The sequence below is a fragment of the Winogradskya consettensis genome, from assembly GCF_018332715.1.
Lineage (GTDB): Bacteria > Actinomycetota > Actinomycetes > Mycobacteriales > Micromonosporaceae > Actinoplanes > Actinoplanes consettensis.
Genome location: NZ_BOQP01000006.1, coordinates 343,765 through 359,327, shown reverse-complemented (window position 1 = coordinate 359,327; position 15,563 = coordinate 343,765). Strand labels below are relative to the sequence as shown.

General features: G+C 70.0%; 17 protein-coding genes. 9 read left to right on the top strand and 8 right to left on the bottom strand.

Annotated features, from left to right (window positions below):
• The first annotated feature begins 28 nt into the window (after positions 1-28).
• Both Aco04nite_RS07400 and Aco04nite_RS07395 read left to right on the top strand, forming a co-directional pair.
• Positions 29-793 (top strand): phosphoadenylyl-sulfate reductase, encoded by a 765-nt coding sequence (locus Aco04nite_RS07400; protein WP_212996401.1) that lies wholly within the window; start codon positions 29-31, stop codon positions 791-793.
• Positions 775-1,545, top strand: a complete 771-nt coding sequence (locus tag Aco04nite_RS07395; RefSeq protein WP_212996400.1) for a sirohydrochlorin chelatase — start codon at positions 775-777, stop codon at positions 1,543-1,545. The genes Aco04nite_RS07400 and Aco04nite_RS07395 overlap by 19 nt, the downstream gene beginning before the upstream one ends.
• On the opposite strand, the gene Aco04nite_RS07390 is transcribed toward Aco04nite_RS07395, so the two are convergent.
• Positions 1,487-2,740 carry an FAD-dependent monooxygenase gene (locus Aco04nite_RS07390; RefSeq protein WP_212996399.1) on the bottom strand — a complete coding sequence of 418 codons (1,254 nt, stop codon included), beginning with the start codon at positions 2,738-2,740 and terminating at the stop codon, positions 1,487-1,489. The genes Aco04nite_RS07395 and Aco04nite_RS07390 overlap by 59 nt on opposite strands.
• Positions 2,741-2,791: 51 nt before the next feature.
• Between Aco04nite_RS07390 and Aco04nite_RS07385 the strand changes: the two genes are divergently transcribed.
• Positions 2,792-3,364: a TetR/AcrR family transcriptional regulator C-terminal domain-containing protein gene (locus Aco04nite_RS07385; RefSeq protein ID WP_212996398.1), complete on the top strand. Its 573-nt coding sequence runs from the start codon at positions 2,792-2,794 to the stop codon at positions 3,362-3,364.
• A gap of 244 nt (positions 3,365-3,608) precedes the next feature.
• Here Aco04nite_RS07385 and Aco04nite_RS07380 read toward each other — a convergent pair whose 3' ends face one another.
• Both Aco04nite_RS07380 and Aco04nite_RS07375 read right to left on the bottom strand, forming a co-directional pair.
• Positions 3,609-3,863 (bottom strand): WhiB family transcriptional regulator, encoded by a 255-nt coding sequence (locus Aco04nite_RS07380; protein ID WP_203839805.1) that lies wholly within the window; start codon positions 3,861-3,863, stop codon positions 3,609-3,611.
• Between the two features lie 430 nt (positions 3,864-4,293).
• The gene (locus Aco04nite_RS07375; protein ID WP_212996397.1) at positions 4,294-5,244 is read right to left on the bottom strand and encodes a diacylglycerol/lipid kinase family protein; all 951 of its coding nucleotides are present in this window, start codon (positions 5,242-5,244) and stop codon (positions 4,294-4,296) included.
• 80 nt (positions 5,245-5,324) lie between these two features.
• Here Aco04nite_RS07375 and Aco04nite_RS07370 point away from each other — a divergent pair, with 80 nt between their 5' ends.
• The gene (locus Aco04nite_RS07370) at positions 5,325-5,687 is read left to right on the top strand and encodes a hypothetical protein (RefSeq protein ID WP_212996396.1); all 363 of its coding nucleotides are present in this window, start codon (positions 5,325-5,327) and stop codon (positions 5,685-5,687) included.
• Positions 5,688-5,750: 63 nt separating this feature from the next.
• The gene (locus Aco04nite_RS07365) at positions 5,751-6,446 is read left to right on the top strand and encodes a FadR/GntR family transcriptional regulator (RefSeq protein ID WP_212996395.1); all 696 of its coding nucleotides are present in this window, start codon (positions 5,751-5,753) and stop codon (positions 6,444-6,446) included.
• A gap of 177 nt (positions 6,447-6,623) precedes the next feature.
• On the opposite strand, the gene Aco04nite_RS07360 is transcribed toward Aco04nite_RS07365, so the two are convergent.
• The 3 genes from Aco04nite_RS07360 to sodN are packed head-to-tail and all read right to left on the bottom strand — an operon-like array spanning position 6,624 to position 7,967.
• Positions 6,624-7,037, bottom strand: coding sequence for an ATP-binding protein (locus Aco04nite_RS07360; RefSeq protein WP_239159223.1), 414 nt, complete (start codon positions 7,035-7,037; stop codon positions 6,624-6,626).
• Between the two features lie 28 nt (positions 7,038-7,065).
• Positions 7,066-7,566 carry a GNAT family N-acetyltransferase gene (locus Aco04nite_RS07355; protein ID WP_244875798.1) on the bottom strand — a complete coding sequence of 167 codons (501 nt, stop codon included), beginning with the start codon at positions 7,564-7,566 and terminating at the stop codon, positions 7,066-7,068.
• Entirely contained in the window at positions 7,563-7,967 is a 405-nt protein-coding gene (gene sodN, locus Aco04nite_RS07350; protein WP_203839809.1) for a superoxide dismutase, Ni, read from the bottom strand. The genes Aco04nite_RS07355 and sodN overlap by 4 nt, the downstream gene beginning before the upstream one ends.
• 84 nt (positions 7,968-8,051) lie before the next feature.
• Between sodN and Aco04nite_RS07345 the strand changes: the two genes are divergently transcribed.
• The 4 genes from Aco04nite_RS07345 to Aco04nite_RS07330 all read left to right on the top strand — a co-directional run bounded on the left by Aco04nite_RS07345 (position 8,052) and on the right by Aco04nite_RS07330 (position 11,942).
• Positions 8,052-8,360, top strand: a complete 309-nt coding sequence (locus Aco04nite_RS07345) for a S26 family signal peptidase (protein WP_212996394.1) — start codon at positions 8,052-8,054, stop codon at positions 8,358-8,360.
• 209 nt (positions 8,361-8,569) lie between these two features.
• Entirely contained in the window at positions 8,570-9,760 is a 1,191-nt protein-coding gene (locus Aco04nite_RS07340) for an NAD(P)-dependent malic enzyme (RefSeq protein ID WP_438874904.1), read from the top strand.
• Positions 9,761-9,825: 65 nt separating this feature from the next.
• The gene (locus Aco04nite_RS07335) at positions 9,826-10,776 is read left to right on the top strand and encodes a zinc-binding dehydrogenase (protein ID WP_212996393.1); all 951 of its coding nucleotides are present in this window, start codon (positions 9,826-9,828) and stop codon (positions 10,774-10,776) included.
• 998 nt (positions 10,777-11,774) lie between these two features.
• The gene (locus tag Aco04nite_RS07330; RefSeq protein ID WP_203839825.1) at positions 11,775-11,942 is read left to right on the top strand and encodes a hypothetical protein; all 168 of its coding nucleotides are present in this window, start codon (positions 11,775-11,777) and stop codon (positions 11,940-11,942) included.
• A gap of 361 nt (positions 11,943-12,303) precedes the next feature.
• Here Aco04nite_RS07330 and Aco04nite_RS07325 read toward each other — a convergent pair whose 3' ends face one another.
• Positions 12,304-13,410, bottom strand: a complete 1,107-nt coding sequence (locus Aco04nite_RS07325) for an acetate/propionate family kinase (RefSeq protein ID WP_212996392.1) — start codon at positions 13,408-13,410, stop codon at positions 12,304-12,306.
• Positions 13,411-13,412: 2 nt separating this feature from the next.
• Positions 13,413-15,500 carry a phosphate acetyltransferase gene (pta, locus tag Aco04nite_RS07320; RefSeq protein WP_212996391.1) on the bottom strand — a complete coding sequence of 696 codons (2,088 nt, stop codon included), beginning with the start codon at positions 15,498-15,500 and terminating at the stop codon, positions 13,413-13,415.
• Positions 15,501-15,563: the final 63 nt, after the last annotated feature.

Sequence of the window (15,563 nt, the reverse complement as noted above, 5' to 3'; positions counted from 1 at the left end):
ACGGGCTGCTTTCCAAGGGAGTGAACCGATGACTGTGGTGACCGCAGCCAATCTCGGCCTGATAAACCTGGGGGCTCCTGCCACCCCCGCCGACCCGGCCCGCCGCTCTCGCGCTGAGCTGGAAGCACTGGCTCTCGAGGGCGCCGCGCTGCTGAAGGACGCCCCCGCCGAGGACATCGCCCGCTGGGCCGCGTCGACGTTCGGCGAGCGCTTCTGCGTAACCAGCTCGATGGCCGACGCCGTCGTCGCCCACCTGTTCTCCCGGGCCGCCCCCGGCGTCGACGTGGTCTTCCTCGACACCGGCCTGCACTTCCCCGAGACGCTCAAGGTCCGCGACATCGTGGCCCGGACCATGGACGTCAACGTCCGCTCGATCCGCCCCCGGATGACCGTCGGCCAGCAGGACGGCGAGTTCGGCCCCCGGCTGTTCGCCCGCAGCCCCGACGAGTGCTGCTTCATCCGCAAGGTCGAGCCGCTCGAGCGCGCCCTGTCCGACTACGACTCCTGGGCGACCGGCCTGCGCCGCGACGAGTCCCCGACCCGGGCGAACACCCCGGTCGTGGCGTTCGACCAGAAGAAGGGCAAGGTCAAGGTCAACCCCATCGCGGCCTGGACCCAGAGCGACGTCGACACCTACATCGCCCGCTGGAACGTCCCGGTCAACGAGCTCTTCAAGAAGGGGTACGGCTCCATCGGCTGCTGGCCGTGCACCCGCCGCACCAAGGCCGGCGAGGACCCGCGCGCCGGCCGCTGGGCGATGTTCGAGAAGACCGAATGCGGCCTGCACGTCTAGCGGTCGTCCTGGTCGCGCACGGGAGTCGTGACCCCCGTGCCGCCCAGGCGACCGAGGCGCTGGCCCGCGCCGTCGGTGACCGCAACCACGCCTGGGACGTCCGGGCGTCCTACCTCGACCACAACGGCGTCCGCCCCCGGCAGGTCCTCGCCGCTTTCGACGCGGCGGGTCACCACCACGCGATCATGGTGCCGCTGCTGCTGACCGCGGCCTACCACGGCCGGGTGGACGTCCCGGGCGAGATCACCGCGGCCCGGGCCGACGGCGTCCGGATGGACGTCACCCTGGCCCCGGTGCTGGGCCCGGTCGACGGTCACGTCCCCCCGCAGCTGCTCGACGGCCTGGTCACCCGTCTCGGCCGCTCCTCCGACTGCGACGCCCTTGTCCTGGCCGCGGCAGGCACCCGTAGTGCTGAGGCGAGGGAGACGGTGGAGCAGGCGGCAACGGCGCTCAGCGTCCGTCTGGGGCTGCCGTGCCGGGTGGCCTACGCCTCTGCCGCCCCGCCCCTTTCGGGTGACGCCGTGGGCGCTCTCCGGGCCGCGGGCTACGAACGGATCGGGCTCGCCTCCTACTTCCTCGCCCCCGGCCTGCTCTGGGACGCAACCGTGGCCTCAGCGCGCGACGCCGGCGTCCAGGTGGTCGCCGAGCCGCTCACGGACACGCCCGCGCTCGTCTCGCTGGTCGCCTCCCGGGTCACGGCTGCTCTGCTGCGAGGTGCCCGTCCGGCCGCACGAGTCCTCGTCCGCTCCTGACATGCCTGCCGCCCCGAAGCCGGCGGAACAACGTGCTGCCGTCGGGAAGCCGGTGATCGGGGACCCGGCGACCGGTCGCATAGGCGACGCTCAGCCCTGACAGCCGCTCGGCCAGCTCCCGGGACATGTCGGGCGCGGTCGCGATGAGGCCACTGAGCACCTGCCGCAAGGCCACACCCTCCGCCGAGTACGCCGTGAGCAGCGCGGTCTGCGCCCTCGTATGCCGGAGCAGCTCAGCGCCGACCGGATGCCGCTCCCCGTGATAAGTGTCGAGCAGCGTGTCGTCCGCCCGCCCGGTGCAGACGGCGGCGAGCTTCCACCCGAGGTTGTGCGCGTCCTGGATACCGACGTTCATCCCGACCCCGCCGGCCGGGAAGTGCATGTGCGCGGCGTCCCCGGCGAGCAGAACCCTCCCTTTCCTGTACGCCGTGGCCTGCCGTGTCGCGTTGCCGAAGCGCGACAGCCACACCGGGTCCCGCATCCCGAAGTCGGTGCCGGCGATCCGGGCGACGGCGTCGCGGAACTCCTCGAAAGTCAGCGCCCCGGGCCGGTCCGAGCCGGGGTCCGAGCCGACGAGCCGATGGATGCCGCCGGGCAGTGGCACGATCATGAGCCCGCCGGCCGGCCCGGAGATGTTCGCCTGCCCGGGTGCGGGCGGCGAGCCGAGCACGACATCGCCGAGCCAGCCCCACGCATTCGCGTCGGTGCCGGGGAAGTCGATACCGGCCGCGGTCCGCACGGTGCTCCGGGTGCCGTCGCACCCGACGACGTAACGCGCCTCGACGACCTCGCCGCCCTCCAGCTCCACTCCGGTGGCGGTGAGCCCCGTGACCGTGCAACCCCGGCGGACGGTCGCGCCCTGAGCGATCGCGTGGGCTTCCAGCAACTCTTCGGTGCGCGCCTGGAGCACCGCGAGGGTGAACGGGAACGGCGTGTCGAGCACCGAGAAGTCCATCCGGTCCGGCAGCCCGCCGAAGTGGCCGCTCGGGATCCGTAGTCCCGCGGCCAGGAATGGCTCCGCGAGCCCCCGGCAGTCGAGCAGCTCGATCGTGCGCGGGTGGATCGTGAGCGCCTTCGAGTGTGGGTTTCTCTCCTGGCGGGCTTCCAGGACGGTGACGCTTGCCCCGCCCAGTCTCAGCTCGGCGGCGAGCCACAACCCGGTCGGCCCGGCTCCGACGATGAGGATGTCGTCCATGAAGCCTCCTTGGTCACTGACCAATAGATGTAGAACTAGTAGACTAGGTCGGTGACCAAGAGTCAAGTGGATGTGGTGTGGGCCGCGCTCGAAATCCTGGACGAGCGAGGTGCCGCGGGGGTGTCGATGCGCACGATCGCCGAGCGGCTGAGCGTGCGGATGAACACGGTCCAGTGGCACGCGAAGTCGCGGGCCCGGCTGGAGGAGTTGATGGCCGACGCCATCATCGGCGGGGCGTCGCTCGACGGGCTACCGGCGCCGGGGCGGGAGCGTGCGGCGGAGATCGTGCGGCGTTACCGGGCCGCCCTGCTCGCGCATCGCGACGGCGCGGCGGTGGTGGCCGGGACCTATGCGGCCGAGCCCGCGACGCTGGATCTGGCCGAGGCTCTGGTGGGCGCGTTGCTCGACGCGGGCCTGCCCGAGCGGGAGGCGGCGTGGACCTGCTGGAGCCTCATCTATCTCGCGCTCGGACTCACGCAGGAGGAGCAGTCGTTGCCGGAACGCTTCGAAGGTGACTTCGATCTGGGGGAGCGGCCGGCACTGCGGCGGGTCGCGTCCACGCTCCTCGCCAATTCCTTCGATGAGCGCTTCGAGTTCGGTGTGTCACGCCTTCTCGGGCTATGACCGTCCACAACGGAGCGTGGGCACTCAGCGACCAATGGTGTCAACGTTGACGTTGATTTCGAGATCATTTCGTGGCACCGATGGGTGCTCAGTGATCTCATTCAAGCTGTGTGTGATCAATGGGTGCGAGTGCTGCCGCGATCATCGCGCGCCGTAATCGGGCGTTAACGGGAGATCGATAGCGGACAGCACAACGCCCCGGCACCGATCTAGGGCCCGGGGCGCGAATGCTGTGAGGGATTGTTCAGGCGATGGGAGCTGTGATTCGCAGACCGCCACGGCGCTTGACCGCGCGGCGCTCGTCCTCGCTCATACCGCCCCATACGCCGGCGTCCTGACCGGACTCGAGTGCCCACTGCAGGCAGGACTCGGTCACGGGGCACCGGCGGCACACGGCCTTGGCCTGCTCAACCTGCAGGAGCGCGGGGCCGGACGTCCCGATCGGGAAGAACAGCTCAGGGTCCTCGTCGCGGCAGATCGCATCGTGGCGCCAGTCCATGGCGGCAACACTCCTTGTTTCGGATGGGATAACGAAATGGTGCGGACTAACTACTAACTACTAATACTTTTTATCTGCATCAGCGTGATGACAGACGGACAGCGAACGTCCGGTCACCAGTGCGTGAGCAAGCTTTTTGTTCGGGAAGCCGTTCAGCGCCTTCTTGATAAGGAACGCGGGCGAGCGGCATCCGGTTACTTCATATCGCTTGTGAATGCTTTCACGAACTCCCGTGATGTCAAGGGTAGCGCCGGGACTTTCTCCCGTCGGGTGAGCTAGCTCACGACCCCTTTGTCCGGTTTCGGGGGACTTCCCGACACCGGCGGAAGAACGCTCCCATCAATGTAGTACGGTGCCGACCGCTTTGCCGAGCTTTTGGCCGGGATTTTGTGACGGATCGTAAGGGTGCATCGAACGGCGTACCCAGACTTCAGCAGATCACACGCAGCGCCTCGGGAACGGACAGAAAGTGCACCTTCTGGCGTTCACCCAGGTAGTCCCCGTCGAGCTGGAACGATTGGGGCCTGCTGGCCACTACGGTGAACTCCGCCTGGTCGTGCAGGCGGAGCACATTTTTCCCATGCGGGTCGGCGTTGCGGGATGCCATCTGCGTCACTGTACGTGTTGTGCTAGCCACAGCTAGGCTGCGAAGCGCCAGGAGGTCAAGCCCTCGGTCGAAGGACGCCTGGGGATTGGGGTTGATCGGACGATCGCCCACATAGGTCCAAGGCGCCGTGTTCTGGATGATGACGGTGCCGAGTCCGACCTCCGGTTCTTCACCCGGACGCTCGATCGAGAGCGGTGGCGCCTTACGGTCCTCGCCCGAAAACACCTGACCGACGACTGAACGAAGATAAAGGGCCGGAGTGGACGTACGCCCGCGCAACCGCGCCTGTTCCACCCGGCGCGTCACGGCGGCGTCGAGCCCCATCCCGGCGGTGAAAGTGAAGTAGCGATCGTCGGCGCGGCCGAGACCGATCACCCGGTGCCGCCCCGAGCGGAGCCCGTCCAGGATCACGCCGGCGCTCTCGACCCAGTCCCGCGGCAACCCCAGCGCCCGCGCGAAGACATTGGTGGAACCACCCGGCACCACAGCGAGCGCCGGCAATCGGAACGCGGGCGACGTGCCCTGAGACGCCAGACCCGGCTCGGCGGTCATCAGGCCGTTGACAACCTCGTTGACCGTCCCGTCACCGCCCAGCGAGACCACGAGATCCACCCCGGTCTCCGCGGCCTCGCGGGCCAGCGCCGCGGCGTGCCCGCGCTTCAGGGTGTACTCCACCGACAGGTCGATCTGGCTGCCAAGCGCCCGGACCAGCACGTCCCGGCTGCGCTCGGTGGTCGTGGTGGCCTTGGGATTCACCACCAGTAACGCTCGCATGGGCGGCACTGTACCTCGCAGAAGCGCCGCGAGCTGGCCGGTATCGTACAGCGGTGACCCCTGCTGACGTAGCTTCCCCCGTGACTTTGCTATGGGCGGTTCGCCTGCTGTTTGCGCAGGCCACGGCGTTGGCGGCGCTGACCGCGTACCTCATATATCTGGACCTGACCGCGGCGCCGGATGCCCTCGGGGTTGCGATCTCTCTCACGGTCTTCGCCGCTCTCGGCGCGGGTGCGGTCTATCTCGTCGCCCGTGCCCTGGCCCGGCGAGCCGGCCGTGCGCGCGGGCCCGCGGTCGTCATCCAGCTCTTCATCCTTGCCACGGGCGGCTTCCTGCTCAACGTCGGACCGGTCTGGCTCGGTGTCCTGTTGATGGCCGTCAGTGCCCTTGTGGGGCTGCTGTGCGTGCTCCCGCCGACCAACAAGGCACTGGGTCTCGACTGACAACGCTGCTCACCCTTGCCGGAAGGCCTACCCTGAGGGGCGGATCACAAGGGGGTGAGGGCAGTGCCAGGATCGACGGTACGCCCACCGGCATACCAGCTCCTCGCGGACGAACTACGCCTGGAGATCACGTCCGGACGGCTGCAACCCGGCGAGCGACTGCCACCCGAACCGGAGCTGTGCGTCCGCTCCGGGGTCAGCCGCAGCACCGTCCGCGAAGCGCTCCGCCTGCTCGCCAGCCAGCACCTGATCGTCACCACCCGCGGCGTCACGGGCGGCAGCTTCGTCGCGCATCCCGACGCCGAGCAGCTCTCCGAGGCGCTCTCCACCGGGCTGACCCTGCTCACCAACTCCGCCGAGATCGGCTTCGCCGACCTGCTCGAGCTGCGGCGCACCCTGGAGGTTCCCGCTGCCGGGCTGGCCGCCGAGCGGAGGTCTGACGCCCAGCTCACCGAGCTGCGTGGCACGATCTTCGATCCGCACCTGGACGAGCTGGCGACGATGCTCAGCGCGCATGCGGCTTTCCACTCGGTGATGGCGTCGGCTACCAACAATCCGCTGTTCGAGCTGGTGACGCGGCCGCTGTATCACGTCACCTATGGCGAGGAGGTGGTCGAGGCGCTGCCGGAGGGCTACTGGGAGCGGATCGACACCGACCATCGCGAGCTGCTCGCCTGCGTGCGGAACCGGGATTCCGCCGCTGCTGTCGCGGCCAGTCGCCGGCATCTCGACTACATCGCCGCGGCCAACGGCCTCTGATCTGCCGGCTTTTGCGGCTTGCGGCTTGCCGCTTGCGGCCTGCGGCTTGCCGCTTCGTTTCGCTGAGCGCGGGTTTCGCTGAGCGCGGGCTGCGCTCTGGGTGCGGGCTGCGCTGAGCGCGGGCTGCGCTCTGGGTGCGGGCTGCGCTGAGCTCGGGCTTCGCTTGGGTGCGGGCTGCTAGAGCTCGGTGCGGCGGGTGAGGAGGCGGATCGTCGCGTGACGGCCGGTTGCTTCGGCCTCGGCCGACGTGGTCAGTGCGGTGAGCACCTTCCAGGCGAACGACGACTCCGAGGGCAGCTTGGCGCCCTTCACCGTGGAGACCGTCACCTCGACGGAGAGCGCGTCCTCCGTGACCGTGAAGCGGCACTCCAGCTCGGCGTCGCGGGTCGCGATGGCGAGGAGCATGGCGCAGGCCTCGTCGACCGCGATCCGGAGATCCTCGATCTCGTCCAGCGCGAAGTGCAGGCGGGCCGCGAGGCCGGCCGTCGCGGTGCGCAGCACGCCGAGATAGCCACCGTCGGCGGGCACCGTGAGCAGGACGACGTCGTCGCCGAACGCCGGCCCCGGATGCGTTGTATCCAGCTGAGTCACGAGCCCCATCCTCCCGATGGTCGAGACTCTAGCGCCTTACGGCCGAGGCCCGCTCGGCGAGTCGGCCGAGGGCGGAACCGGTCAGCCGATAGGGCACCCAATTCCGGCTGGGCTCCGCGCCGAGCTGCGCGTAGAACGAGGCTGCCGGGTTCCAGTCGAGCATGACCCAGTCCATCCGCTGATAGCCGCGCTCGACACAGATGCGGGCCAGCTCCGCCACGAGGGCGGCGCCTGCACCGGTGCTGCGGTGCTGCGGTCGTACATAAAGATCCTCGAGGTAGATGCCGTGCTCGCCTTCCCAGGTGGAGAAGTTGAGGAACCACAGCGCCATGCCGTAAGGAGTGTCGTCCTCGCCCACCGCGACGTGCGCGAAGAGCGCGGGCTGCGGGCCGAAGAGGGCGGTCTCGAGCTGTTTCTCGGTGAGGTGGCAGGCCTGCGGCTCGCGCTCGAACGCGGCGAGCTCGTGGACCATGGCCACGACGGCCGGCACATCGTCACGATGCGCCGGCCGGATGGTCACGAGACTCACGCCTGCTTGGTCTCCCAGAAGATCTTGGAGATCTCTTCGATCTTGCCCAGCAGCTGGTCGCCGACGGCCGGGTCGAGCGAGCCCTTGACGCCACTGGCGCCGGCGAGCTTGGTGGCCTCGTTGAACAGCTGGTTGAGCTGCGGGTACTTCTCGAAGTGCGGAGCCTTGAAGTAGTCCGTCCACAGCACCCACAGGTGGTGCTTGACGAGCTCGGCGCGCTGCTCCTTGATCAGGATGGCGCGGGTGCGGAACTCGGGGTCGGTGTTCGCCTGGTACTTCTCGGCGATGGCCTTCACCGACTCCGCCTCGATGCGGGCCTGCGCGGGGTCGTAGACCCCACAGGGCAGGTCGCAGTGCGCGCTGGCCACAGTGCGCGGTGTGAAGAATTGCGGAAGTCGCATCAGGACCCCTCCATGAGTTAGCGATGATCCGACCCTGACACTACCCCTTACACCTGTTCCCACACTCCGGCCGGGATTGATGCCATGAGGTTGCAACTACCGCTTTTCGCCGTACTGGTGCACGGTCCGTCGATGGCGCCTACCCTCCGCACCGGAGATGCCCTGGTCGTGTGGCGCACGCAGCGCGTACGGCAGGGGGACGTCGTCGTGGCCCGCTTCCGCGGCCGGCCCGGGCTGCTGGTCGTGAAACGCGTGGTCCGGGCGCAGGACGGCGGCTGGTGGGTGCAGGGGGACAACGAGTTCGTGACCGACGACTCCCGGGCGTACGGGGTGGCAGATGTCATCGGACGTGTGGTGTTTCGTTACTGGCCCAAGCCCGGCAAACTGGGTTAGTGTCCGGATACCGCAGCACACCGAAGTCTTGCGGTTGAAATACCGGGTGACCCCCGCATCGCACGCCGTCCGGCGCAGACTCGCGCATCTTGGCGGCTGGCTACCGACGTGACCGATGCGTGTCTGGAGTCCCCGTGTCCCTGTTCAGTTTCGAGCTCGACCCTGCCCTGGCCGCAGACCCCGTCTTCGACCTGCACAAGCAGGGCAAGATGGCGATCGCCGCGACCGTGCCGCTGGCCAGCCGCGACGATCTGTCGCTCGCCTACACCCCCGGAGTCGCGCGGGTCTGCTCGGCGATCGCAGCCTCCCCGTCGCTCGCCCACGACTACACCTGGATCGGCAACACCGTCGCGGTGGTCACCGACGGCTCCGCGGTGCTCGGGCTCGGCAACATCGGCCCCAAAGCCGCGATGCCGGTCATGGAGGGCAAGGCCGTGCTGTTCAAGCAGTTCGGCGGCGTCGACGCTGTCCCGATCTGCCTCGACACCCAGGACGTCGAAGGCATCATCGCCGTGGTCAAGGCGCTCGGCCCGTCCTTCGGTGGGATCAACCTCGAGGACATCAGCGCGCCCCGCTGCTTCGAGATCGAACGCCGCCTCGACGAGGCCCTCGACATCCCCGTCTTCCACGACGACCAGCACGGGACCGCCATCGTGGTGCTCGCCGCGCTGCGTAACGCGGTCGCCCTGCTCGGGCGGCGCTTCGCCGACCTGCGTGTCGTGATCAGCGGGGCCGGCGCGGCGGGCGTCGCCATCACCGACACCCTGATCGCGGCGGGCGTGCACGGCGCCAACATCATCGTGTGCGACTCGCAGGGGATCATCCACGGTGAGCGGGCGGGGCTCAGCCCGGTGAAGGCCGCGCTTGCGGCACAGACCAACTACTCCGGGCGTACGGGCGGAATTGGCGAAGCGTTGATCGGTGCTGATGTGCTCATCGGGGTGTCCGGCGGGACCATCCCCGAGAGTGCGCTGAGCGGCATGGCCCCGGAGGCGGTGATCTTCGCCCTGGCCAACCCGACGCCCGAGGTCGCACCGGCGATCGCCCACAAGTACGCGGCGATCGTCGCCACCGGGCGCAGTGACTTCGCCAACCAGATCAACAACGTGCTGGCGTTCCCGGGGATCTTCCGGGGCGCGCTGGACTCGCGGGCGACCACGATCACCAGCCGGATGAAGGTCGCGGCCGCCGAGGCGATCGCGCAGATCGTGTCGGACGAGCTGCGCGCCGATCTGATCGTGCCGTCCGCGCTCGATCCCCGGGTCGCTCCGGCGGTGGCTGCGGCGGTGGCCCGGGCTGCTGAGCGGGACGGGGTGGCTCGGTTCCTGCCCGCTCCTGTCGCTCCGGTCTCTCCCGCGCCTACTGGGGCTGCACTATCCGGGGCTTCCGTTTCTGGCTGACGGGTTATCCACAGGCGGTGCGTGGTGGGTGGCGCATGTCAGGGGCGGTCACTAGCGTTCCTGGCATGCGCGCCGCCTATGCCAGTGCCACGAAGCCGGACGAACCGCTCGCCGCCCTCACCGTGGGCGACCAGCCCGAGCCGGCACCGCCCGCGGGTTGGGTGACCGTCGACGTGCGGGCCAGCACGCTCAACCACCACGAGCTCTGGTCCCTGCGCGGCGTCGGCCTCCCCGCTGACCGCCTCCCGATGATCCTCGGCTGCGATGCGTCCGGAGTGGACCCCGACGGCAACGAGGTCGTCCTGCACTCGGTCGTCGAGGACCCTTCCGACCCCCGCGGCTTCTCGCTGCTCTCCGAGCGCCACCCCGGCACCCTCGCCGAACGTGTCGCCGTCCCGGCCGCCAACCTGGTGCCCAAACCGGCCGGCATCTCCTTCCTCGACGCCGCCTGCCTGCCCACGGCCTGGCTCACGGCCTGGCACATGCTCACCACCCGGGGCCGCGTCGCCGACGCCGACGCGGTCCTCGTCCAGGGCGCCGGCGGTGGCGTCGCATCGGCAGCGGTGATCCTGGCCGCAGCCCTCGGCAAACGCGTCTACGCCACCAGCCGCGACGCCACCAAACGCGACCGCATCGCCACCCTGGGCGCCACCGCCCTCGAACCCGGCGCCCGCCTCCCCGAACGAGTCGGCGTGGTCATCGAATCCGTCGGCGCACCCACCTTCGAGCACTCCCTGAAATGCTCGGCACCGGGCGCTCGCATCGTGGTGTGCGGCGCCACGGGCGGCCCATTCCCCAAGATCGACCTCCGGCGCGTCTTCATGATGCAGCTCGAGATCCTGGGCAGCACCATGGGCACGGCGGCCGAGCTCGCCTCCCTGATGGACTTCCTCGTCGAGCAGAACGTCCGGCCGGTGATCGACTCGACCTACGGGTTCACGGCCGTGGGGGAGGCCTTCGCGCGGCTCAACTCTGGCGAGGTCTTCGGGAAGGTGGCCATCGACCACCTGCACTGAGCGGGTGGAGCAATGCCTGGCCGGGCCGCTGGTCGGGCGCGGGGCTCGTCAGGCAGTGGCGGGCGCGTGGGTTGGCCGGGCCGTTGGTTGGCCGCGGGGGCTTGTCGGGCAGTGGCGGACGCGTGGGCTGGCCGGCCGTTGGTTGGCTGCGGGGGCCTGCCGGGCGTTGGCCGGGCATGGCGGCGTTGGCCGGGCATGGCGGCGTTGGCCGGGCATGGTGGCGTCGGCCGGGCATGTGGGTCTGCCCGGCGTGCGGGCTTGCTGGGCGTTGGCCGGGTGTATGGGCTGACCGGGCATGTGGGTCTGCCCAGCGTGCGGGCTGGCCGGGCGTTGGCCGGTGTATGGGCTTGTCGCTCCGTGGGCCTGCCAGGCAGCAGCAGGGTCAGGGTTTTGGCCTGCTCGGAGGCGGGCTATGTCCGTGGTGTCCTTGGGGCGGCGGGGCATGCCGGGGACCCAGATCGGCATCATCTCTTTGATCTCGATCTGGGCGCGCGGGCTGATGACCGGACAGCTGACGTCGCCCACCCGGCCGACCGGACCGTCCAGCAGGTCGGCGGGCCAGCGGGCACCGGCATGGGGGCCGCCCGCAACCGTGGGAAAGCCGTCCGGGGATTCGCCGAGCAGCGCGAAGCTGATCTCGGTTCCGTCCGGCGTGACCAGGTCCCGCTGCTGGGCGGGTGACGGGCCGGGGTCGTCGCGGTAGCCGAGCTCGTGCAGTTCGGCGATGAGGCGGTCGGCGTCGGGGGCGCGGCAGAAGAAGTCGACGTCGAGGTGCGGGCGGGTGATCTAGCCGAGGAAGAAGTCCATGGCCCAGCCGCCTCGTAACCAGGTGGGGATTCCGGCGGTTGTGCTGGCGCGCACGACCTCGGAGATCACCGAAAGCTGGGCGCGAGCGTTCACCGGGTCAGGTTAGGCGGTGCCGAACTGTGGGCGAAGTCCCTGGTAGGCACGCTGGCAGGGGTGTCGCGGGGGCGCCGGGCTTCGCTATGGTCTTCGGCATGTCTGACAACAGCGTCGATCCGAGTGGCAACACCGAGGCGTTCCGCGCCTTCACGCACAATGCCCCCGAGGAGCCTGTCGCGGCCTCGAAGACTCCGCTGATCATCGGTGTCGTCGCCGTGGCCGTTGTGCTCATCGCGGTCATCGCCTGGCTCGCCCTGGGCTGATGGGCTGCCGGGCGGACCGCTGCCCGGCGCCTTGACGGCCCTGATCCGCCCACCGGGTCAGGGCCACCCCGAGCTTCACACGCGGCCGGGACCACCCGCTCGAAGCGCGGGCGTGCTGGCCGAGCGTGGCGTGCTAGCCGAACCGGGCGTGCTGGCCGAACCGGACGTGCGAGCCAAACGTGCTGGCCGAGCCAAACGTGCTGGGCGTGCGAGCCGGGCGTGCGAACCGGGCGTGCGAACCGGATGTGCGAGCCGGGCGTGCGAGCCGGGCGTGCGAACCGGGCGTGCTGGCCGCGCGAGCAGGGTCGGGTCGGCCAGCAGGGTCGGGTCGGGTCGGGCCGGCTTCAGCTCCCCGTGCGGGTCAGGTGGTTAGTTTTTCGGCGACCTGGCGGGCGATTTCTGCTTCTTCGTCGGTGGGGATGACGCAGACGGTGACCGGTGCGCCGTCGGGGGAGATGATGCGGTCGCCGCGGTTGTTGCGTTCGGGGTCGATCTCGATGCCCAGCGGGGACAGGCCTTGGAGGGCGGCGGCTCGGACGGCGGGGGCGTTTTCGCCGACGCCGGCGGTGAAGGTGATGGCGTCGGCGCCGCCGAGGATGGCGAGGTAGGTGCCGATGTATTCCCTGATGCGGCGGGTGTAGACGTCGAAGGCCAGGGTGGCGGCCGGGTCGCCCTTGTCGCGGCGTTGCTGGATGGTGCGCATGTCGTTGTCGCCGGTGAGGCCCTGGAGGCCGGCGAAGCGGGTCAGGGAGCGTTCGATCTCGTCCAGGGGCAGGCCTGCGACGCGGTGGAGGTGGAAGATCACGGTGGGGTCGATGTCGCCGCTGCGGGTGCCCATGACGAGGCCGGATTGCGGGGACATGCCCATGCTCGTGGCTGCGCTGCGGCCGCCGGAGACCGCGCAGGCGCTGGCGCCGTTGCCGAGGTGGAGGGTGATGACCTTGGCGGAGGTGGCGGGGAGGCCGAGGAGGGCGGCTGTTTCGCGGGCTACGTAGGCGTGGGATGTGCCGTGGAAGCCGTAGCGGCGGATCTGCCAGCGGTCGGCGAGGTCGGCGTCGATGGCGTAGGTGACGCCGGCGGGGTCGATGCTCTGGTGGAACGCCGTGTCGAAGACCGCGACCTGGGGGACGTCGGGCAGGAGTTTGCGGGCGACCTCGATGCCGCTCAGGGCTGCGGGGTTGTGCAGCGGGGCGAGCGGGATGAGGTTCTCGATGGTGGTGGCCACGGTGTCGTCGACCACCGTGGCGTCGCTGAACTCGGTGCCGCCGTGGACCACTCGGTGGCCGACCGCGCCCAGGCCGTCGAGGTTGACGGACTCCATGACGTGCTGGAGTGCTTCGGTGTGGTCGCTCGCGTCGCCGCCGGACTCGCCGATGCGCTCGATGAGGCCCTTGGCGATCGTGGTGCCGTCGTCGAAGAGGCGGTATTTGACCGAGGAGGAGCCTGAGTTCAGGACGAGGATCTTCATGACTACCCCTGGGATGAAGGCGATGCGGCCGGGCGCGCCTGGATCGCGGTGATGGCCACGGTGTTGACGATGTCCTTCACCGTCGCGCCGCGGGAGAGGTCGTTGACCGGGCGGCGCAGGCCCTGCATGACCGGGCCGACCGCCACCGCGTTGGCCGAGCGCTGCACGGCCTTGTAGGTGTTGTTGCCCGTGTTGAGGTCGGGAAACACGAAGACCGTGGCCTTGCCCGCCACCGCGCTGTCGGGGAGCTTGGTCGCCGCGACCGCCGGGTCGATGGCCGCGTCGTACTGGATCGGGCCCTCGACGGGGAGGTCCGGGCGGCGCTCGCGGACCAGGGCGGTGGCCGCCGCGACCTTTTCGACGTCGGCGCCCGCGCCCGAGCTGCCCGTGGAGTAGGACAGCATCGCGACCCGGGGCTCGATGCCGAAGGCGGCGGCGGTCTGGGCGGACGAGAGCGCGATGTCAGCCAGCTGCTCGGCGTTGGGGTCGGGGTTGACCGCGCAGTCGCCGTAGACCAGGACGCGGTCGGCCAGGAGCATGAAGAAGACGCTGGACGCGACCGACACGTCGGGGACCGTCTTGATGATCTCGAAGGCCGGGCGGATCGTGGCGGCGGTGGTGTGGGTCGCCCCGGAGACCATGCCGTCGGCGTGACCGGCGGCGACCATCATCGTGCCGAAGTAGTTGACGTCGCGGACCACGTCGTAGGCCAGGTCGAGGGTCACGGCCTTGTGTTTGCGCAGCTCGGCGTACTGCTCGGCGAAGTCGTCGCGCCAGCTGCTGGTGGCCGGGTCGACCAGGTGGGCGCCGCCGATCTCGACGCCGATCTCGCGCGCCCGGCGGGTGATCTCGGCCGGGTCGCCGAGCAGGGTCAGCTCGGCGACACCGCGGCGCAGCAGCGTCTCGGTCGCGCGCAGGATGCGCTCCTCGGTGCCCTCCGGGAGCACGAGGTGACGGCGGTCGGCGCGGGCGCGGTCGATCAGGTCGTTCTCGAACATCAGCGGGGTCACGCGGGCGGACCGGGTGACGTCGAGCAACCGGGCCAGCTCGGCGGTGTCCACGTGCTTCTCGAACGCGCCGAGGGCGGCCTCGACCTTGCGCGGTGTGGCGGGGCTGAGCTTGGCCTCGATCCGGCCGGCCGCCTTGATGGTGTCGAAGCTGTCGGACTTGACCACCAGCATCGCCAGGCCGGTGTTGAGCCGCTCGATAACGCGGACGGCGCGGGGGTCGGGGAACTCGCCGAGGGTCAGCACCAGCCCGGCCAGGGTGACGTTGCCCGCGGCGTGCGCGGCGCTGGCCGCCACCAGCAGATCGGCGCGGTCGCCCGGCGTGATGAGCAGCGCCCCGTCGGTGAGGTGGTCGAGCACGGCCGGCACGTGCGCCGCCCCGACCACATAGTCGAGGACGTCCCGGTCGAGCGCCGCGTCGCCGCCCGTCACCACGGTCGCATCGAGCGCGGCGGCCACCTCGGCCACGGTGGGCGCCGCAACGCTGGGCACCTCGGGGATGGTCCAGACCGGCACGGGGAGACCCTGCGGGGTCGGGGTGCCGGCAGGCACGCGGTTGGCGATGACGGCCAGGACCGTCGCGTCGAGATCGGTGAGGGAGTGGTACGCCGAGCGCACCGCCCCGCTGATGTCCCCGCGCCCCTGCCCACCGACGACGGGCAGGATCACGCTGCCGAACTCCGTGGCGAGGCGCGCGTTGAAGCCCAGCTCGCGGGGCATCTCGTCGGAGCCGGTCTGCTGACCGTCGGCGAAGTCGCTGCCGATCACGACCACCGACGCGCACTGCCGCTCGACTTCGCGGTAGCGCTCGACGATGCGGGAGATGAGCTCCTCCCACTTGCCGTCGGCGACGAGCGCGGAGGCCTCGGTCGTGGTCAGGCCGTAGGAGTCGTCGTAACCGGCGATCAGCGGATAGCGCTCGGTCAGGAGGGTGAGCAGCGGATCCTTGCCGGTGCCGGGCACGAGGGGGCGGAACACCCCGATGCGGGCGACCTGCCGCGAGAGGAGCTCCACGAGCCCGACGGCCACGGTCGACTTGCCGACGCCGGAGCCGAGCCCGGCGACATAGACGCTGCTTGCCACGTGCTCAACCTACCGGCCGGGCCCGCATCGTGCCCGGGGTCGCAAGACCCTGTGGATAAGTAC